Source organism: Paenibacillus nuruki, from assembly GCF_001721045.1.
GTDB classification, from domain to species: domain Bacteria; phylum Bacillota; class Bacilli; order Paenibacillales; family Paenibacillaceae; genus Saccharibacillus; species Saccharibacillus nuruki.
Map to the genome: position 1 here is coordinate 1 of NZ_MDER01000057.1, position 21,062 is coordinate 21,062.

A 21,062-nucleotide genomic window follows, 5' to 3' on the forward strand; every position below is an offset into this window, starting at 1 on the left:
TGTGTCAGTGGTGGTTGTTCAGACCAGTAGTACGTCTTGGATCATAACAGCGGAGGTAAGCGTAGGTGATAGCGCTGTATAAGAGACAGAGGCACAGCCGTAACTGGAAGTAATGGAACAGCACAAATCGTATTCACATTCCCGAACGCACAAGGGGAATTGTCAGTACGAGTGAACATCAATGGAACCGAAACTGAAATTACAACCTTGCCATACAGCGGCATTGACATTCCAACGACACCAACACCAAGCGCAACATTATCAGACATTACAGGTGATCAAGGAACGGTCAATATTACAGGAGTGGCAGTCGGCGAAACGGTAACAGTATATGACGCAGACGACAACGCTCTAGGCACAGCCGTAACTGGAAGTAATGGAACAGCGCAAATCGTATTTACATTCCCGAATGCACAAGGAGAATTGTCAGTACGAGTGAACATCAATGGAACTGATACCGAAATTGCAACCTTGCCATACAGCGGAATTGATATTCCAACAACACCAACACCAGCCGCTGATCTTACTAATATTACGGGAGATCAAGGAACAGTGACTGTAAGTGGAGTAGCTGTTGGAAATACAATTTCAATCTATAGTGAAGCCAATAACGTATTAGCAACGGGAACAGCTAATGCCAATGGAGAAGCATTATTAACATTTACTTTCCCGAATGCACAAGGTGAGTTATCTGTACGTATAACGATTAATGGAACCGAGACTGAAATCACAACATTACCGTACAGTGGGATCGACATTCCAACGATCCCAGCACCAGCCGCTGACATTACAACCATTACGGGAGATCAAGGAACAGTGACTGTAAGTGGAGTAGCTGTTGGAAATACAGTTTCGATCTATAGCGAAGCTAACGAAGTATTAGCAACGGGAACAGCTAATGCCAATGGAGAAGCAGTATTAACATTTACCTTCCCGAATGCACAAGGCGAGTTGTCGGTACGTGTAACAGCTAACGGAACCGAAACAGAGATTGGTACACTGCCATATAGTGGAGTTGAAGTTCCAACAGACCCTACTACACCTGCAACACCAGTTGTAAATCTAGTTGATGTTCAAGGGACACAAGGAACGATTGAGTTAAGTGGATTACAAGCAGGAGATGTAGTCACCGTACAAAGTGATGTCTATGGACAAGGTACAGTTCAGTTAGGAACTATTACGATTGGAGCAGACGGAAATGGAAATGTTAATATCCAACTTCCAGCTTCTGAAGGACAATTGGTAATTACACTGAATCGTAACGGCAATACAAGTGTTCTTCAGACGATTAATTATCGTGAAGGAGAAACACCGCCGCCAACCAATCCACCAACGAACCCAGGAACATCGGATGATGACGACAATGTAGGATCTAATCGTACACCAGGAGTTCTAGGAATACCGGCACCTGTCACAGCAGCAACTGTAGATACACCAGTACCCGCTGTAGAAGAGCCAGTAACCCCTCCAACAGATAATGCTGTTGAAGCAGCTAGTGGAGAGGCAACAGATGTAGAACTAGATAATGCTGACAAGATTACTCTAGTGACGACAGATAAACAGAACTTCAGCGATGTGAGTGGACATTGGGCAGAAGCAGAGATTAACCGACTACAAGATTTGTCTATTTTGAATGGTGTCGGCGATAATAATTATGATCCAAATGCATTGATTACACGTGCGCAGTTCACACAAATGATCAATAACTTATTGAAGCTATCACCAAACACATCCAGTAAAGCATATTCAGACGTTACAACAGACAAATGGTACTACAATGCTATCAATGCAGTATCTGCTACAGGCATCACGAAAGGATATACAGACGATTCTTACCAACCAGATCAACAGATTACACGTGAAGAAATGTCGAATATCCTTACTAACACATTAAGCTATTTAGAGCCATCGACATCGTTTGACGCAGATGCTAATCAGACGCTTACACCATTTAGAGATAGTAACAACACATCCGATTGGGCAAAAGAAAGCCTTGCAACAACAGTAAACGAAGGTATTATGCAAGGTAGACCTAATGGATTAATCTCACCAAAAGACAATACAACACGTGCAGAAGCAGCAATGACGATCTCACGCTTAATGCAAAAAATGGCAGAAAAATTTAACATCACAGAATAAGCAAAGTCACATGATATCTTTTTATTAAAAATAGATGGTACGATTCGTAAAAGAATCTGCCATCTATTTTTTTAAAATCAAAAATTGGGATAATTTGCTATAACGAAAATAAGTGAAGTAACCGTTCTATTAAGTATAGAGCTGTGTACAAGGAGGTTGAGTATGGAACACATGTATATTCATTACAATTTTACAATTGTCGCATTATCTTTAGTCATTTCGATATTGGCGTCTTATATCGCATTGAATCTGGCAAATAAAGTCTCTCAATCGAGAGGTACACATAAAATCATATGGTTAGGTTCAGGTTCTTTTGTAATGGGTGGCGGGATCTGGGCGATGCATTTTGTAGGGATGCTTGCTTTTCATACAGGTGTCAATATTCGTTATGATGTAGGGACTACCTTTTTATCTGCTTTTGCCAGCATAAGTGCGTCTTTCATAGCCTTTTATGTCACGTTAGATTCCGTGATGCGCCTGTGGAAAATAGCCGTAGGTGGAGCAGCGATGGGCATAGGGATTGTAACCATGCATTATACCGGAATGGCCGCCATGGAGATGGATGCTGAAATTACGTACAATCCTTTTTATTTGATGTTATCTGTTCTTGTGGCTTTGGGAGCGTCGTATGCTGCTTTATTTTTATTCCGTCGTTTTCGGAATCGACCGAACTTCAGTCTCTGGAAATTGTATAGTTCGATTGTGATGGGGTTTGCAATATCTGGTATGCATTATACAGGGATGGCGGCAGCTCAATTTCACTATACACATACCGATTCAGCAGATGAGTCGATGAAAGGACAACTGTTTTTGATTACAGGGGTTGCTGTTGTGACATTTTTGATTTTGGCTGTTTCATGGGCTGCGATTTTTGTAGAACGTCATATTCTGGAACGTATGGCCTATAGTGATCCATTAACAGGTTTACCGAATCGACATGGATTACACCGTTATTTTGAAAAAGAATTTAAGTCGCAAAAAGCAGGTGCTGTTCTTTTTCTAGACTTAGATCGGTTCAAGTCAATCAATGATACGCTTGGACATGATATCGGTGATGAATTACTGGTCGAAGTAGCACGCAGACTTAAACTGTATATGATGGATCAGGGCGTTGTTTTCCGTTTAGGTGGGGATGAGTTTTTGATTGCAACAAATAAAGGGATGACCGAAGAGATTGAACAGCTTGCAGAACAAATTTTAGAGGTGATTAAGAAGCCCTATCAATTAGGAGGCATTGAGTTATTTGTCACTGGCAGTATTGGTATTGCTCTAGTGCCTCAACACGGGTATGAACGTTCTTTTCTGATGCGTGCAGCAGATACAGCTATGTATGTATCCAAAAGTTCAGGCAAAAACAAATACAGTATATTTAGCGAAGATATGAACCGTCGTCAGATTCGAAGAATGGAATTGGAAAATGATCTACGGCGAGCGTTTGAAAGTAAGCAACTCTTTATTGTGTATCAGCCGAAATGGGATTCATTGCATGATCGTTTGACAGGAATGGAAGCTTTATTACGCTGGAACCATCCAGAACTGGGTATGGTATCTCCAGCAGAGTTTATCCCTGTTGCAGAAGAAACAGGGTTGATTATGTTGATTACTCATTGGATGCTAGAAGAAACGTGTCAGCAGAATTTGACCTGGCAAACGCAACATCATATCTATGTCCCTATTTCAGTGAATATGTCAGCACGGATGTTTGAATGTCCCAAATTTGCAAGCAATGTAGAAAAGGTGATCCAAGACACAGGCATTGAAGCTCGTTATGTAGAGCTAGAGATTACTGAATCCATTGCGATGAACGGTATCGAAGGCACTGTAGAACAGTTGCAATATATACAGCAATTGGGAGTCAAGATTTCACTAGATGATTTTGGCACCGGTTATTCATCATTAGGCATTTTGGATGAAATTCCGATTGATATTCTGAAGATCGATCAGATCTTTATTCGAAAAAGCGATATTCCTTCCAAGCAAGCCATTATTAGCACGATTGTCGCTATTGCTGATAATCTAAATTTAGATTTAGTGGCAGAAGGTGTAGAGACCCAAGAACAAGTCGAATTTTTGCAATCTAAAGGCTGTTATGTGATGCAAGGTTACTATTATGGTCGGCCCATGACCATTTCACAAATGGATCAATGGATACAAGCTTCTAATCAAAAGATGTCGCTAGCAGAGTAAATCTTCTGCCTATAGCGACATCTTTTTTTAGATTAAGAATCCAATAGTAGTGTAGTAGGCATCGCATTTTTGGCAGAAACATAAAGATGATTTTTGATATAAAAGCGCCAAGGTTTACTTGCGTATTCTTCAGCATAATCAATATTGATTCGAGGTCCACATTCAATTTCAAATGACTCGTTTTCCAGATCAGGCGATTGTTCTAGGCGAAGTAAGCCCCCACTAGCGAGCAAATTTATACCATTTAAAGACTTATCAATCGCTAATGCCTGACAGAGCTTACCGGGGCCATTGGATAGATTGCGCATACGGCGTGAATCGGTGGGTCTTAAAGTAGTCATTAATTGCTCGTCTCGCTTCGTTAAAGGTTCTACGGCACGAATAAGTACAGCTTGTGGATCATCAACATCGCCAGTGACTACATTTACACAATGATACATACCATAGATCAGATAGACGTAAGAAGTTCCACCTTGTCTAAACATCATCTCAGTACGAGCTGTTCGACGATTGCCATAAGCATGACTTCCTTTATCTTCAGCACCACCATAGCTCTCTGTCTCAACGATGCGACAGCGTATTTCACCCGCTGGAGTTATTCGGCTAATAATTTGACCCAGTAGACGTGGAGCCGCATCAAGTGCCTTCATTTGGACAATATCTGAGATGTTCATGGATTCGACTCCTTTTTTAAAATGTATGATCTTTTTGTATCGTAGGATTCTATACGAATGGCTTTAAAGTTCCTTTTGCAGTCTAGTCTTATATCGCGTATAATGCGAAATGAATGTGGTAACATCGACCTTTTCGATTCCGATAAATATATGCGAAAGAAGGTAATAAATATGGAATTATGGTATACCGAAAAACAAACGCCGGTATTCGGCATTACAGCAAAAATTCGTGAGACACTTGTTACTGAAAAAACAGAATTTCAAGACTTAGCGATGATCGATACAGAAGAATTCGGACGCATGCTTGTACTAGATGGCATGGTTATGACTACCGTTAAAGATGAATTTGTTTATCATGAAATGGTTGCTCACCCTGCATTGAATACGCACCCTAACCCTAAGCATGTATTAGTTGTTGGCGGCGGCGATGGTGGCGTTATTCGTGAAGTATTGAAGCACCCAGAAGTAGAAAAAGCAGTATTGGTTGAAATCGATGGTAAAGTGATCGAATATTCCAAAAAATACTTACCTGAAATCGCTGGCGAACTCGACAACCCGCGTGTTGAAGTATTGGTTAACGACGGTTATATGCACATTATTGAAAACAAAAATAAATATGATGTGATTATGGTTGATTCTACAGAGCCTGTAGGACCTGCTGCTCCACTATTTGAACGTGGATTCTATCAAGGAATCTATGAAGCACTAAAAGAAGATGGAATCTTTGTAGCGCAAACTGATAATCCTTGGTTCAAAGCTGATCTGATTCAGCAAGTTAATAAAGATGTAAAAGAAATTTTCCCAATCGTACATGTATACGGTGCTAATATTCCGACATATCCTAGTGGTCTATGGACATTTACAATGGGTAGCAAAGTACATGATCCACTTCAAGTTGACGAAGCGTCTATTCCTGAAATGGAAAGCAACAAATATTATACACCACGTCTACACAAAGCGGCATTTGTTTTGCCTAAATTTGTAGAAGATCTGTGCAAATAAGAGATTTATTTTAGAAATAAATGAGTGAATTGAGAAGATCTGTATCCTCTTTTATATAATATAGAAGAAGACAGGTCTTCTTTTTGTATGAATAAGGGTAATATTATATAGTACATAGACGAATATTCCATGTATGTAACATATTCTAGGAGGATGAATAGATGAAGATGAACAATAATCGTGTTTCATATGGATCGTATCCATCGTTAAGTATAATGATGGTATTAGTTTTGTTACTAGGAATGGTTGGATTCAGTGCAACTCCTGTATCTGCCAAAACGCCAAAAGCATGTGATGTGAATAGTTCTACTCTTCAATCTCAATTGGAGCAAGGGCGTTCATCTAGCATTCAAGAAGATATTCATTTTACCGATACCGATTTTCTGAGTCAGACGACAGGTCGAGCAGCAGGAAATGGATTTTTGATCGGTACATCGGATAGTGGATGTCACTGGCAAAAAATTTATACGGGTACATGGCAGTTCAGTCAGATTGAATTTAGTAGCAATACACAAGGATGGGCATTGGCCAGTGCAAAATCTGGACAAAAACCTGTATTTTTAACGACAACCGATGGCGGAGCAACTTGGAAAAGTCCGTATAAAGGTAATATTAGATTTAACAAAATCGATAAGAAATCAGGCAGTACAGGTTTTGCATATACCACATCAGGTGTATACAAAACGATAAATGGTGGCGCAGCATGGACAGCGATTCCTACACCTGCGAATACGCGCGGTGGTTATTTTCAGGATAGCAATACAGGTTGGGTAGTCAAAACAGTATCAGGTAGCAACAGCGGCTACCGTATTATGCAGACAATCGATGGTGGCAACAAATGGACAACAGCGCTTAGCGTAGGTTCACTTGAAGTCTCTGGTGGAGAAATTTATGCGAGTGGTAAGCAAGTATGGGCAATCTTGTATGGCGGAGCAGGTATGTCTCAAGTCTCTTACTCGGTCTATGCAAGCTCAGATAGCGGCAAAAGTTGGCGTCAAGTCTTTGGACAATCGACAGCCGGCGGTGGCAAAGCACCGGGTACAGGCGCTCTAGGTAATGGTGAAGGACCTGCCCAACCGGGTGGACATCCAGGTAATATGCAATTTGTAGGCAGTACGATTGCTTATCTTGCAGGCGGATCACCAGCGGGTGGTAAAGTAGCGGTTGGACGATCTCTGGACAGTGGCAAAACGTGGAACAATATGCCAGCTACAATTGATGGTATCAGCGCAGACATTTCGTTTTTAAGTCAAAATGTAGGCTATCTGGCTGTAACGGATTCGTTAACGCCAGCGATCTATACGACCAAAGACGGTGGTAAAACATGGTCTGCTACATTAAAATTTGTAGCTACAGATAAACAGTAAGCATAAAGTAGAAGCGACTCTATACGGAGTCGCTTTTCTTTTCGTGTATATTTTGTAGAGACAGAAGTCAATGACATGGATCAGAATCTAAAGCATATTCCAATAAAAACGTATTTTTTTGCTTAGAATCTCTACGTACGGTTCAATATAATGGTACAATAGAAGAGATTGAGCTTATTGAATTAATCGTGAAAATGTTCTATATTCAACAAGCTAACATGGCGCATCATCAAAAATGGAGCTGGATCTTATGACTGAATTCAATCAGGTACAATTGACATTGCATAGCGATCAAGATGGAGAGCAAAGCACAACTCAATTTATCGGGCAAGCTTTTCAAAAAGGCAGCAGTTTATATATTCGTTACACTGAATCCGCAGATACTCTTCAGCAGGAAGTTCGTACTGTCGTGAAGATCGATGATCACGAAGTGAAAATTATGAGACGTGGTGGGGTAGAATCAGATCAGACTTTTCGTCAAGAAAAGCAACTACCTGGTTCGTATCGTTCGCCGTTTATGACATTTGCACTTTCGACACACACCACACAATTGACACAAGAGCTAGATGGACATCTTGGACGTGTAAACTGGGAATACGAATTGTATGTGCATGAAGAGCTTACAGGGACATTTAAGATCAGTTTACATATACAGGCATTGGATACGCACGAAATAGACGAAGTGTGAACCATGCGAACACAGGAGGAGCAGTAGAAGATGACACGTAATCCATTGGAACAAAGCCGCAGTGCAGTGAAAGAAGCTGTGCATGCAGCAGTAATCGCAGCTAATATTGTAAGCAGTGAAGAAGTACCTGAAGTGGTGCTTGAAGTACCCAAAGACAAAGCGCACGGAGACTTAGCAACCAATATTGCGATGCAGTTAACTCGAATCGCTAAAAAGAATCCACGTCAGATCGCCGAAGATATTATCGCTAACCTCGATCTCAAACAAGGCGATATTGAACACGCTGAGATTGCAGGGCCTGGATTTATCAACTTTACGCTGAACAAAAGTTATTTATATCCGGTTATCCAAGTTGTCGCAGAACAAGGTGAAAACTATGGACGTATCGAACACGGTAAAGGCGAAAAAGTCGAAGTTGAGTTTGTTAGTGCGAACCCAACAGGTAGTCTACATTTAGGACATGCTCGTGGAGCTGCTTTTGGTGACGCATTGTGTAATATTTTTGACTTTGCAGGTTACCAAGTCACTCGCGAATACTATATTAATGATGCAGGTAATCAGGTATCGAACTTGAGTAGCTCGATTGAAGCTCGTTATTTGCAAGAGCTTGGGCAAGATGCAGCGATGCCTGAAGATGGTTATCATGGTGCAGATATCAAAGGCTTTGCTAAAGAATTAGTAGCACAAGAAGGCGACCGTCTATTATCGCAATCACCGGGTGAGCGAGCTGCCTTTTTCCGTCAATACGGTCTTGAGAAAGAATTGCAAAAAATTCAGCGTGATTTAGAAGCATTCCGCGTGAAGTTCGATATCTGGTTTAGTGAGACTTCGCTATATGAGACAGGTCAAGTACTAGACGCATTGGATGAGCTACGTGAGCGTGGAGAAGTCTATGAACTGGATGGCGCAACATGGCTTCGTACGACTGCTTATGGCGATGATAAAGACCGCGTATTGATCAAAAACGATGGTACGTATACGTATTTGACACCAGATATCGCTTATCACAAAGATAAATACGGTCGTGGTTACGATAAAATGATCAATATCTGGGGTGCAGATCATCATGGATATATTCCACGTATGAAAGCAGCGATGCAGGGATTAGGTAACGATCCTGAGAAATTGGTCGTGCTGATTGCACAAATGGTTAGTCTTTTCCAAGATGGCGAGAAAGTCAAAATGTCCAAACGTACAGGTAAAGCTGTAACGATGGAAGACTTGATGGCAGAAGTAGGCGTAGATGCTATTCGTTATTTCTTCACGATGCGCAGTATCGATTCTCATCTTGATTTTGATATGGATTTGGCGATCTCGACTTCTAACGAAAATCCTGTGTTCTATGTTCAATATGCACATGCACGGATTTGTAGTATTTATCGTCAAGCCGAAGAGCAAGGTATCCAGTTGCCTGAGTTATCTGCAATTGATTACAGCTTATTAACAAGTGAGCATGAATATAATCTATTGCACAAAATGGGCGAATTGCCTCAAGAAGTTGCCCTAGCAGCTGAGAACTATGCTCCACACCGCCTGATTCGCTATGTCTACGAGCTAGCATCTATGATGCATAGTTATTACAAAGCAGAGCGTACACTGACAGACAACGAAGCACAAACAGCTGCTCGTCTGGCTTTGTTAGGTAGCGTTCGTACTGTTATTGTGAACGTACTTCGACTTGTTGGAGTATCTGCACCAGAGCGTATGTAATCGACGAATATGGGTACAAATTTAAAACGTTATATCTCAAAACATGCAAATCATCCGATTTTTTGTAAAAAACTTGATTTTTGCTGATAAATAGGTTTTACTTAACTCAGCATTTTGCATTTTTTGTGCGAAAAAACGTGAATGATAAAGCGTGAAAATGGATCCGAGAGGAAGTGTCCGTAAGTGAGTACACCGCAAGAATTAAAAATCGATCCGGAAAAGGTACACGAAATTCCGATGGTAGATTTGGCTGTTGCTATTTTGAAAAAAATCAATACGCCTCTATACTACCGTGACCTTATGAAGGAAGTTGCAGAACTACGTGGCTTTACTAAAGCACAAACTGATGAATATATCGCTCAACTATATACTGAAATTAATGTAGATGGTCGTTTTGCCTGTGTAGGTACAAACCTATGGGGTCTTAAACGTTGGTATCCGCTTGAGCGTGCAGAAGATCCAATCGCTAATGCGAAGCGTCCTCGTATTATCAACGATGAAGAAGACGATGATATCGAAGACGAAGAATTCAATAACGAAGATGTTGTTGATGCAGATGAGCCGGAAGATGAGAACTACGATGCAGTAGATGAAGATTCCGATGATATCTTTGTTGACGGTGAAGATGATGATGAAGATAAAGCTGATCTTGTTATCGACGACGAAGATGATGACGACGATGAAGACGAAGATGAAGAATATGTAGAAGAAGATAAGAAAGATTAATCTTCTATCAATAAGGATCAAAGTCTGCCTGTTTTAGGCAGGCTTTTTTTCTTGAGGATATGTCTTGACACGGTATTAAGATACAGAGTAAACTATTGCTTGGGCTTATCATTTAAACCTATAACTAAACGTATACGCATTTTCTCAAATGCTGTAATAAATAAAAGTGCCCCGTAGCTACGGGTGTCACTTTTTTTGTTTTTTATAAGGAAAAGGGGCTGTGTAACCCCCCATATATCGCCGGAATTTCTGGAAAATAATTAGGAGGTCATACAGTGGCAAAGTATATTTTTGTAACAGGCGGAGTCGTATCATCACTCGGCAAAGGTATTACAGCGGCATCACTTGGTAGGTTGTTAAAGAACAGAGGTTTGAAAGTAACGATTCAGAAGTTTGACCCGTATATCAATATCGATCCAGGTACAATGAGTCCTTACCAGCATGGTGAAGTATTCGTAACTGATGATGGCGCAGAGACAGATCTAGATCTAGGACATTACGAGCGTTTTATTGATATTAACTTGTCCAAAAACAGTAACGTAACAACAGGTAAAGTATATTCCTCCGTAATTAGCAAAGAACGTCGTGGCGAATATTTGGGTGGAACAGTACAGGTGATTCCACACATTACAAATGAAATCAAAGAGCGTGTATTCCGTGCAGGTCGTGAATCAGGTTCTGATATCGTAATTACCGAAATCGGGGGTACAGTAGGTGATATTGAAAGCCTTCCGTTCCTTGAAGCAATTCGTCAGATCAAAAGCGATGTAGGTCGCGACAATGTGATGTATATCCATGTAACTTTGATTCCTTATATCAAAGCAGCAGGTGAAGTGAAAACAAAGCCAACACAACATAGTGTTAAAGAATTACGTAGTATCGGTATCCAACCGAATGTGATTGTATGCCGTACAGAGTATGAATTGTCTGAAGATATGAAAGCTAAAATTGCATTGTTCTGTGATATTGATGCTAATGCTGTAGTTGAATGTCGTGATGCTTCTTCTCTTTATGAAGTGCCACTAAATCTACGTGATGAAGGTCTAGATGAGATCGTAGTAAATCATCTCAAACTAGATACACCTCAACCAGATATGACAGAATGGCAGAGCCTTTTAGATCGTATCAAAAACTTGGAAAAAACAGTCGAGATTGCGATTGTTGGTAAGTATGTAGCCTTACATGATGCTTACTTGAGTGTGGTTGAATCACTGTCTCATGCAGGATATCATGCAAATGCAGATGTTAAATTGCGTTGGGTCAATGCAGAAGAAATTACAGACGAGAACGTACATGAATTGCTTGGCGGTGTGGGTGGTATCCTCGTTCCAGGTGGTTTCGGCGATCGTGGTATTGAAGGTAAAATCAGTGCAATTCGCTATTCCCGTGAACGCAGTATTCCTTACTTCGGTATTTGTTTAGGTATGCAAGTATCTGTTATCGAATATGCACGTGCTTTTGCAGGATTAGAAGGAGCAAATAGTTCTGAAATTAATCCAGCTACACCTTATCCGGTAATTGACTTGTTACCAGAACAAAAAGATATCGAAGATTTAGGAGGTACAATGCGTCTTGGATTGTATCCTTGTAAATTACAACCAGGTTCACTAGCTATGGAATGTTACGGTGAAGAGTTAGTATATGAGCGTCACCGTCACCGGTATGAATTCAACAACCAATACCGTGAGCAAATCGAGAATATGGGTATGAAGATCTCGGGTACTTCACCAGATGGTCGATTGGTAGAAATCGTCGAAGTTCCAGAACACCCTTGGTTCTTAGCAGTACAATTCCATCCAGAATTTACTTCTCGTCCGAACCGTCCACAACCGTTATTCCGTGAATTTGTCAAAGCATCACTTGCACATCAAGGCTAATCAATAGATGATGATAAGGCGACTTCTTTCTTCCATTCGTGAAGAGAGAAGTCGCCTTTTTATGTATACATACACGTATTTACCCTAACTAGCTTCTCAATAAGATCAATTAACTATATAATTAACCTAATAAAATAGTTATTACAATTAGTGACTAATATTAGAAAGTAAACCTAATTTTTGTCGAAACAAATTTGGGAACAAGCAGGAAATGTACGATAAAAAGCGAATTTATATACTATGTTATCCGACGTCAATTTTGATATCTGTAAACTAATCGTTTGAATTGTACGTTCCTCCTCATTCTAATTAAGAAAAAATCACAGCATACTATTCTAGCAACGATGAAGGGAAGGATGACCCGTGGAACAGAAGAAAATCCTTATTGTCGATGATCAAAACGGAATTCGAATTTTACTTATGGAACTTTTCGGTAATGAAGGTTACCAAATGTATCAGGCAGCAAATGGTAAAGCAGCGCTTGAAGTGGTAGAGCAAGATACACCTGACCTTGTTCTTCTGGATATGAAAATTCCAGGTATGGATGGATTAGAAATTTTAAAACATATCAAATCAACGCATCCGCAAATTAAAGTGATTATGATGACAGCTTATGGAGAATTAGATATTATCAAACAAGCCAAGGATTTAGGCGCTATCAGTCATTTCACCAAACCTTTTGATATTGATGAAATGAGAAATGTAGTGGATCAAAACCTGCGCGGTAATCAAGTCGATCAGCAAAAATAGAATCTATCCTACAAAGATAGGTTTTTTGCTATGCAAAGACGCATAGCTCTTTTTAAATTGCTTGTTTAGTATTTGAAGTGGGTTGTGTTATAATAAGCAACGTATGCGAGTATCGGCTTACAAATACCATCATTCTCAAGGAGGATATCATTATGCCATTAGTATCTATGACAGACATGTTAAACAAAGCACTTGAAGGAAAATATGCAGTGGGTCAATACAACATCAATAACCTGGAGTGGACTCAAGCGATTCTGGGAGCAGCGGAAGAAGAAAAATCACCAGTAATCCTTGGTGTATCTGAAGGTGCTGCACGTCATATGGGCGGATTCACTACTGTTGTTAAAATGGTAGAAGGATTGATTCATGACTTGAAAGTTACAGTTCCAGTTGCTATTCACTTGGATCATGGTTCTAGCTTTGACAAATGTAAAGAAGCAATCGATGCTGGATTTACATCTGTAATGATCGATGGATCTCACCATTCAATCGACGAAAATATCGAAATGACTAAAAAAGTAGTTGAATATGCACACGCTAAAGGCGTTTCTGTTGAAGCTGAAGTTGGTACTGTAGGCGGACAAGAAGATGACGTTATCGGTGGTATCATGTATGCTGATCTTAACGAATGTGTACGTATCGTTAAAGAAACAGGTATCGATACATTAGCTCCAGCATTGGGTTCTGTACACGGTCCTTACCACGGCGAGCCTAACTTAGGCTTCAAAGAAATGGAAGCAGTTCGTGACGCAGTTCAAATTCCATTGGTATTGCACGGTGGTACTGGTATTCCTACCAACGATATCAACAAAGCAATCTCTTTGGGAACATCCAAAATCAACGTAAATACAGAGAACCAAATCGTATTTGCAAAAGCAGTTCGCGAAGTACTTGCTGCTAAACCAGATGCTTACGATCCTCGTACATTTATTGTTCCAGGTCGCGATGCTATCAAACAAACAGTTATCGGTAAAATCCGTGAGTTTGGCACAAGCAACAAAGCATAAGAATATTGTTTTTGTATAAGACATTTTAAATAATAAATTGTGGGAAGAACACCGCCTAGTCGGTGTCTTTCCATTTTCATTACCAAAATTCAACATCACGTATCGTTTACCGGATGCAAAACACGTAGGGGGACATTAAGCTTTATGGAAAAATTAATGATTAGTGGCGGACGCCCGTTGCAGGGAACTGTAACGATCAGCGGTGCAAAAAATAGTGCCATTGCGCTTATTCCTGCGGCATTGCTTGCGGAATCGGAAGTCGTGTTGGATAACTTGCCGCTATTAAGCGATGTAGCCGTTTATGCAGAAATTTTAGAAAATCTTGGAGCAAGTGTAAGCTGGCACGAAAGTGAAAACCAGATGCGTATTAACCCAAGTGATGTCAGATCTATTCCTATGCCGAATGGGCCTGTCAAAAAGTTAAGAGCTTCGTATTACATGATGGGTGCACTACTTGGACGTTTTGGAGAAGCAACGATCGGTTTGCCAGGAGGATGTAATTTTGAGCCTCGTCCTATCGATCAACATATCAAAGGTTTTGAAGCTTTAGGAGCGACAGTAACGAATGAGCATGGTTCTATTCATTTATATGCTAAAGAATTACGTGGAGCTAAGATTTATTTGGACGTTGCAAGTGTAGGAGCAACGATTAATATCATGCTTGCGGCTGCAAGAGCCAAAGGGCACACTATTATTGAAAACGCGGCGAAAGAGCCTGAGATTATAGATGTAGCAACATTGTTGAACGCGATGGGAGCCATTATTAAAGGTGCAGGCACAGAGACTATTCGTATCGAAGGTGTCACTGAAATGCACGGCTGTAGACATTCAATTATTCCTGACCGTATTCAAGCAGGAACATATATGGTGGCAGCAGCAGCCACTCGCGGAGACGTTTTGATTGATAATGTTATTCCTAAGCACTTGGAAGCTATTACAGCCAAGTTATTAGAGATGGGTGTTCAGGTTGAAGAGTTAGACGAAGGTATTCGTGTAATGGGTAGACCGACGTACAACCATGTTGATGTAAAAGCATTAACGTATCCAGGATTTGCGACAGATTTACAGTCACCAATGACAAGTCTGCTTACGCAAGCTCAAGGGGTTAGTGTGCTTAGTGATTTTGTATACAGTAGTCGATTTAAGCATGTTCCAGAATTAGCACGAATGGGCGCTAAGATCAAAGTAGAAGGTCGTTCTGCGATTATCGAAGGTTCCCCACTGAATGCAGCTAAAGTCAAAGCGACGGATTTGCGTGCAGGTGCTGCTCTTGTGATTGCGGGTTTAACGGTTCCTGAAGGAATTACAGAAGTGTCAGGTGTTGAATTTATAGATCGTGGTTATGATCATTTGGTAGAGAATTTACGCAACTTAGGCGCAGATGTTTGGAGAGAAATCGTATAAATAGGTCAGACCATCGTTTTTGAAGTCATCCCTCTGTTGGGGAGGAGAACTCTTTTGTATTTTCCAATAAAATACATACCTCTTGAATATCTCCTCCCAAAATGGGTAATGCTATCCTATGAACGCATTTGAAATAATACACTCCTTTTACATGTAGTTTCTCCATTTTCCTATCTTTATATTAGTAGGCTTATATTTGTCTCAACAATCTTGATAAAATTGAATAGGTGGTTATTTTATGGATTTACAAATTTCCGATTTGGAAGAAATGAAGCTGACTGATCTGTATAAGCTAGCTAAACAGTATCAGATTCCTTATTATGGACAGCTCAAGAAAAAAGAGTTAATTTTTGCAATCTTGCGTGCACAAGCTGAAAAAAGCGGTTTGATGTTTATGCAAGGTGTGCTTGAAATTTTACCTGAAGGTTATGGTTTCTTACGACCGATTAATTATCTTCCAAGTCATGAAGATATCTATATTTCAGCATCACAGATTCGTAAGTTTGATCTTCGTACCGGTGATCTGGTCTCTGGTAAATGTAGAGCACCTAAAGAAAATGAACGTTACTTTGGATTACTTCAAGTCAATGCAGTCAATGGAACAAGCCCTGAACAAGCCGCAGAGCGTCTTCATTTCCCAGCATTAACTCCTCTTTATCCACAGGACAAACTAGTCTTAGAAACCGCTCAGAATAAACTATCAACTCGTATTATGGATGTTCTTGCACCTGTTGGACTTGGACAACGTGGTCTAATTGTTGCACCTCCCAAAGCAGGTAAAACTTTGCTTCTTAAAGAGATTGCGAACAGCATCTCCACCAACAATCCTGAGATTGATTTGTTTGTATTGCTAATTGATGAGCGCCCGGAAGAAGTAACAGATATGCAGCGTTCCGTTAAAGGTGAAGTTGTGGCTTCTACATTTGATGAATTGCCAGAAAACCATATCAAAGTTGCTGAATTGGTACTTGAACGTGCACTTCGTCTGGTAGAACATAAAAAAGACGTGGTTATTTTGTTAGATAGTATTACTCGTCTGGCACGCGCGTATAACTTGGTGATTCCGCCATCTGGACGTACACTGAGCGGTGGTATTGATCCAGCAGCATTCCATCGTCCTAAACGTTTCTTTGGAGCAGCACGTAATGTAGAAGAAGGCGGTAGCCTAACGATTCTAGCGACAGCATTGATCGATACAGGTTCACGTATGGATGATATTATTTACGAAGAGTTCAAAGGTACAGGGAATATGGAGCTTCATTTGGATCGCAAATTGGCAGAACGTCGTATTTTCCCAGCGATCGATATTCGTCGTTCTGGTACACGACGCGAAGAAGATTTACTTGGCAAAGAAGAACTAGATACAATCTGGCATATTCGTAAAAACATGAACGAAACGCCAGACTTTGTAGATGGATTCCTCAAAAAAATGCGTAACACAGAGACGAACAAAGAGTTCTTAGCTTCGTTTGATACCTCTGAAGAAACCAATACGAAAAGCAAAAGCAGTAGCGCGAAAAAGCCTACCAATAGCAGTGCTTCAAGTAGTCCGGGAAGACGACCAACACGATCTGCAACTCCAGCTTCGACAAAGTGACATAAGATTGAAATCTAGTGGCGTTTAGGATTCGAAGCGCCACTTTATGTGATAAAAATGAACTTTTTTAAAACAAAATATCTTGTCCATTGCATTAGAAGCTTCTCTCGGTTATAATAATTTAATGCCGTGCTAGATGGGGAGGTAGCGGTGCCCTGTAACTCGCAATCCGCTGTAGCGAGGTTGAATTCCTGTTTTAGGTTTTGTCGATGTGAGGCTGGTATCTGAATACGGTGTTGACGGCTGGGTCCTTCGCAAAGGACTGCTGTGAATCTGGTCAGGTTCGGAAGAAAGCAGCCATAAGCAGTTTTGTTCTTGTGCCGAAGGAGTGCCTATCCTGAGTCGTGGTTCAGAAAAACCGCTTGGATCGCAATAATCGATAACAGGTGCACGGTATATAATAATGTATTCAATAACACCTTTTGTCTCAGGACATCAGGTGTTTTTTGTTTGTAAAATAGAGCTTCGGATGTTTTGCTTAGGTCTAATCTATAGTATAATTAAATGAAGTATTCAAAGAAGAAAGAGGGTAAGCAAGTGGAGCATATCGCACTTTATCGTGCTTGGCGACCGCAGTCGTTTAAGGACATGGTTGGACAGCAGCATATCATTCAGACGCTGCAAAATGCCATTCGGGAAGAGCGTATTTCACATGCCTATCTGTTTAGTGGTCCAAGAGGAACAGGTAAAACGTCTGCTGCCAAAATTTTTGCAAAAGCGATTAACTGTGAACATGGACCGGCTATAGAGCCGTGTAACGAATGTGAAACTTGCAAAAGGATCACATCAGGCAATATTATGGATGTGCTTGAGATCGATGCTGCATCCAACCGTGGTGTAGAAGAAATTCGTGATCTACGGGAAAAAGTCAAATACGCGCCTACTGAAGTACGACGCAAAGTATATATTATTGATGAAGTCCATATGTTAACAACAGAAGCATTTAATGCGTTGCTTAAGACGCTGGAAGAACCACCAGCTCATGTTGTTTTTATTCTAGCTACAACAGAACCTCATCGATTACCAGCTACGATTATATCACGCTGTCAGCGTTTTGATTTTCGCCGTGTATCTTTAGTAGAGCAGACAGATCGGCTTGCATTGATCGCCGGAGAAGAACAGATTGAAGCCGATCGTGATGCGTTAGAATACATTGCTCGCTTATCAGATGGTGGGATGCGTGATGCAGTTAGTATTCTGGATCAAGTATCAGCTTTTACAGATGGCAAAGTAACTTATACTCAAGTATTGCAGATGACCGGTGGTATCGCTTCTGAACAGTTTGCGGAACTAGCCTCTGCATTGTTACATGGAGATATTGGCAAAGTACTACAGATGGTAGAGTCATTTATGCAAGAAGGTAAAAGCGCAGAGAAATGTATGGAGAATCTACTCTATTATTTCCGGGATGTATTGATGATTAAGATGATCCCACAAGCAGGAGATTTAACAGAGCGAATGCTAGATCCCGAGATTTTTCGAGAAACAGCAGCTGCATTTACAAAAGAACAATTGTTTGCCATGATTGATACGTTGAATCATTATCAGACCGAGATGAAGTATGCTGCTCAGCCTCAGATGTTATTTGAGGTGGCTCTATTGAAATTAGGCAGTATACCGAATACAGGATCACATGGAGATCATACGGCAGAAGTGACCACGTCTTCAAGCAGTCATACGCCAACAGATGCTTCAGAGATTCGACAACTCAAACAGCAATTAGCTCAATTAGAACAAAAGTTAGATAAAGCGTTAAAATCAGGAATAGCAGCAAGTGGCGAAGTAGGCGACCGTAATCAGACAGGAAGCTCTGGAAGACGTCCCCCAACAGCAAGAGTATCTTCAGCAGCCAAAATTCCTTCTCAGATTCAGAGCTATGTGAGCAACCGCAATCATAGCGATTTTACAAAAGTATCAGGATCATGGGGCAAAATCCTACAACGGGTTAAAGAAGAGAAGGTGACTATTCACGCATGGTTTGTGAACTGTGAGCCTGTTTCTATTCATGAAGATGCTGTTTTGGTTGCTTTCAAACATGATATGCACCGGGAAACGATTGAAAAATCTGTGAATAAGCAGATTGTAGAGTCTGTATTAGAAGAAGTTCTAGGCGGTTCTCATCGTTTGGTTACCATGATGCAAAAAGATTGGTTAGAAGCAATAGAAGGAGCTCATGAAGATCCGGTTGAAGCATTAGAGCTAGAGCACGAAGGCGAAAATGCGGGTGAACCATTAGTAGACGAAGCTATTCAATTATTTGGAGAAAGCTTAGTCGTTGTTAAAGAATAGCTACTAAATCTAAGACGTATACTTTAATTGAGGAGATGATAAGAATGGGTAACATGAACCAAATGATGAAGCAAGTTAAAAAAATGCAGGAACAAATGTTGAAAGCACAGGAAGAACTAGGAACAAAAACATTAGAAGGTAGTTCTGGTGGTGGCGTAGTCACTGTACAAGTGAATGGACACAAAAAAGTAACAGCGATCACAATCAAACCAGAAGCAGTAGATCCAGACGATGTAGAAATGTTACAAGATCTAGTAATCGCTGCGGTCAACGATGCAATGGGCAAAGCAGAAGAACTAGCTAATAAAGATATGGGTAAATTTACAGGCGGTATGAATATTCCAGGCCTGTTCTAAAATAATGAATAGTCATGCATAAAGGGACTGTTCTCAAAGGAGATCGCTGTATTGTATTATCCCGAACCGATTGCCAAACTGATAGAAGCCTTTACACACTTGCCGGGAGTCGGACCTAAGACAGCAGGGCGACTTGCTTTTCATGTGCTCCGTATGAAGGAAGACGACGTGATCGATTTTGCTAAGGCTCTGGTTAATGTAAAGCGTAATCTCCACTACTGTTCTGTGTGTGGGAATATTACAGACACAGATCCATGTCAGATTTGTCAGGATAAGACCAGAGATGCGTCTGTCATTTGTGTTATTCAGGAAGCCAAAGATCTAGTAGCTATGGAACGTACTCGAGAATTTGACGGCTACTATCATGTGTTACATGGAGCGATTTCTCCGATAGAAGGTATTGGACCTGATGATATCAAATTAAAAGAGTTATTGAATCGTCTTAGTGATGAGCGAGTACAAGAACTGATTCTGGCAACAAACCCTAATATTGAAGGTGAAGCGACCGCTATGTACATTTCTAGACTGGTCAAACCTTTCAATATAAAAGTAACAAGAATTGCTCATGGATTACCTGTAGGTGGAGATCTAGAATATGCGGATGAAGTTACATTATCCAAAGCATTAGAAGGACGCCGAGAATTATAATTAGGTAAAGTGTATATATCCCGAATCATAGTAATAACTCAAAAAGGCACAAAGCCCGCTATCAAAGGCTTTCGTGCCTTTTTATTTATAAAACCAAAGCAAGTTAGTCACCATTTAATTCTTATTTAAGATTAATTGTAAAAACAGTTTAAATAAACAGTTGACGTTTATTAAATATTCGTGCTATATTAATCAACGGTCATTTTATTTCTGACTTCAACACGTAACAAACATTTTTGATCCTCATAATAAAGCTTCATCTTATGTAGCTGAAAAAAAGATTGAAAAAAAGTGTTGACGAAATGAAATGAGCATGATATATTATAAGAGTTGCTGATGCGATAACGCGTCGGTGCACAAAAGCAAAATAACGAAATGTTTGATCTTTGAAAACTGAACAACGAGTGAGTAATGAAGGTCTTAGCCGACTTTTAAAAAATAGAGAACTTCGGTTCTCGCCAGTTTAAGAATTGAGCACGTCAAACACTTTATGGAGAGTTTGATCCTGGCTCAGGACGAACGCTGGCGGCGTGCCTAATACATGCAAGTCGAGCGGAGTTGATGAGAAGCTTGCTTCTCGGATACGGAGAGGCGGACCTGCGACTGAACACAAAACGACACCGACAAACAACCAACACCGA

Annotated in this window: 16 protein-coding genes, 1 rRNA gene and 1 other RNA gene; 17 read left to right on the top strand and 1 reads right to left on the bottom strand. The window is 40.5% G+C overall.

Annotation, left to right across the window (positions count from 1 at the left end; translation table 11 throughout):
• Positions 1-171: 171 nt before the first annotated feature.
• Entirely contained in the window at positions 172-2,139 is a 1,968-nt protein-coding gene (locus tag PTI45_RS15855; protein ID WP_069328580.1) for an S-layer homology domain-containing protein, read from the top strand.
• Positions 2,140-2,301: 162 nt separating this feature from the next.
• Positions 2,302-4,326: a putative bifunctional diguanylate cyclase/phosphodiesterase gene (locus PTI45_RS15860; protein WP_083243570.1), complete on the top strand. Its 2,025-nt coding sequence runs from the start codon at positions 2,302-2,304 to the stop codon at positions 4,324-4,326.
• Between the two features lie 32 nt (positions 4,327-4,358).
• Here the strand turns inward: PTI45_RS15860 and PTI45_RS15865 are convergent, their stop codons facing one another.
• The gene (locus tag PTI45_RS15865; RefSeq protein ID WP_069328581.1) at positions 4,359-5,000 is read right to left on the bottom strand and encodes a DNA-3-methyladenine glycosylase; all 642 of its coding nucleotides are present in this window, start codon (positions 4,998-5,000) and stop codon (positions 4,359-4,361) included.
• 171 nt (positions 5,001-5,171) lie between these two features.
• Here PTI45_RS15865 and speE point away from each other — a divergent pair, with 171 nt between their 5' ends.
• The 15 genes from speE to PTI45_RS24380 all read left to right on the top strand — a co-directional run.
• Positions 5,172-6,002: a polyamine aminopropyltransferase gene (gene speE / locus PTI45_RS15870; RefSeq protein WP_069328582.1), complete on the top strand. Its 831-nt coding sequence runs from the start codon at positions 5,172-5,174 to the stop codon at positions 6,000-6,002.
• A 161-nt stretch (positions 6,003-6,163) separates the two neighbouring features.
• A complete protein-coding gene (locus PTI45_RS15875; protein ID WP_069328583.1) occupies positions 6,164-7,369 on the top strand; it encodes a WD40/YVTN/BNR-like repeat-containing protein in 1,206 nt (401 codons plus the stop codon).
• Positions 7,370-7,619: 250 nt separating this feature from the next.
• The gene (locus PTI45_RS15880; RefSeq protein ID WP_069328584.1) at positions 7,620-8,057 is read left to right on the top strand and encodes a YwiB family protein; all 438 of its coding nucleotides are present in this window, start codon (positions 7,620-7,622) and stop codon (positions 8,055-8,057) included.
• A gap of 30 nt (positions 8,058-8,087) precedes the next feature.
• Entirely contained in the window at positions 8,088-9,767 is a 1,680-nt protein-coding gene (gene argS, locus PTI45_RS15885) for an arginine--tRNA ligase (protein WP_069328585.1), read from the top strand.
• Positions 9,768-9,950: 183 nt separating this feature from the next.
• The gene (rpoE, locus tag PTI45_RS15890) at positions 9,951-10,493 is read left to right on the top strand and encodes a DNA-directed RNA polymerase subunit delta (protein WP_069328586.1); all 543 of its coding nucleotides are present in this window, start codon (positions 9,951-9,953) and stop codon (positions 10,491-10,493) included.
• A gap of 275 nt (positions 10,494-10,768) precedes the next feature.
• Positions 10,769-12,370, top strand: a complete 1,602-nt coding sequence (locus PTI45_RS15895; RefSeq protein ID WP_069328587.1) for a CTP synthase — start codon at positions 10,769-10,771, stop codon at positions 12,368-12,370.
• A 363-nt stretch (positions 12,371-12,733) separates the two neighbouring features.
• On the top strand, positions 12,734-13,120 hold the full coding sequence (locus tag PTI45_RS15900) for a response regulator (RefSeq protein ID WP_069328588.1): 387 nt from the start codon (positions 12,734-12,736) through the stop codon (positions 13,118-13,120).
• 152 nt (positions 13,121-13,272) lie between these two features.
• A complete protein-coding gene (fba, locus tag PTI45_RS15905; RefSeq protein ID WP_069328589.1) occupies positions 13,273-14,127 on the top strand; it encodes a class II fructose-1,6-bisphosphate aldolase in 855 nt (284 codons plus the stop codon).
• A 144-nt stretch (positions 14,128-14,271) separates the two neighbouring features.
• Complete coding sequence (locus PTI45_RS15910) at positions 14,272-15,531, top strand: UDP-N-acetylglucosamine 1-carboxyvinyltransferase (RefSeq protein ID WP_069328590.1); 1,260 nt, start codon at positions 14,272-14,274, stop codon at positions 15,529-15,531.
• Between the two features lie 238 nt (positions 15,532-15,769).
• The gene (gene rho / locus PTI45_RS15915) at positions 15,770-17,128 is read left to right on the top strand and encodes a transcription termination factor Rho (RefSeq protein ID WP_069328591.1); all 1,359 of its coding nucleotides are present in this window, start codon (positions 15,770-15,772) and stop codon (positions 17,126-17,128) included.
• Positions 17,129-17,255: 127 nt separating this feature from the next.
• Positions 17,256-17,522, top strand: an RNA gene (gene ffs, locus PTI45_RS15920) — signal recognition particle sRNA large type.
• A gap of 143 nt (positions 17,523-17,665) precedes the next feature.
• Complete coding sequence (gene dnaX / locus PTI45_RS15925; protein ID WP_069328592.1) at positions 17,666-19,417, top strand: DNA polymerase III subunit gamma/tau; 1,752 nt, start codon at positions 17,666-17,668, stop codon at positions 19,415-19,417.
• 44 nt (positions 19,418-19,461) lie between these two features.
• Entirely contained in the window at positions 19,462-19,773 is a 312-nt protein-coding gene (locus PTI45_RS15930) for a YbaB/EbfC family nucleoid-associated protein (RefSeq protein ID WP_069328593.1), read from the top strand.
• Between the two features lie 51 nt (positions 19,774-19,824).
• Positions 19,825-20,421 (top strand): recombination mediator RecR, encoded by a 597-nt coding sequence (gene recR, locus PTI45_RS15935; protein ID WP_069328594.1) that lies wholly within the window; start codon positions 19,825-19,827, stop codon positions 20,419-20,421.
• 487 nt (positions 20,422-20,908) lie between these two features.
• Positions 20,909-21,062 (top strand): 16S ribosomal RNA (locus PTI45_RS24380); the annotation flags it as partial.